This is a genomic window from Paraburkholderia sp. SIMBA_054, from assembly GCF_046534875.1.
Lineage (GTDB): Bacteria > Pseudomonadota > Gammaproteobacteria > Burkholderiales > Burkholderiaceae > Paraburkholderia > Paraburkholderia hospita.
On sequence record NZ_JAWRXV010001562.1, the window covers coordinates 1 to 241 of the forward strand.

Consider the following 241-nt stretch of genomic DNA (forward strand, 5'->3'; position numbering starts at 1 on the left):
CGAAGCTGGCCGCGACCAGGCTGACCTGCCGGTAACCCAGCGCCGCGGCGAGGTCGGCGACATCGGTGGCGATCTGCTCGATGCTGTAACCGGACAGGTCGGCCTGGGGATAGGCCGCCGGCGCCCGGCGCGCCATGTCGCGCACGATCCCGACGTCGTCGGCCACGCGACCCGGGCGATCCAGCGGCAGCGCCGGCGTGTCGAGCTCCATCATGTCGCCGCGCAGGGTATAGCCACGCTG

Annotated in this window: 1 protein-coding gene; it reads right to left on the reverse strand. The window is 72.6% G+C overall.

The genetic code is table 11. The features are described from left to right. On the reverse strand, positions 1-214 hold a 214-nt coding region (locus tag SB822_RS60305; protein WP_410859544.1), incomplete at its 3' end, for a hypothetical protein. Between the last annotated feature and the right edge of the window lie 27 nt (positions 215-241).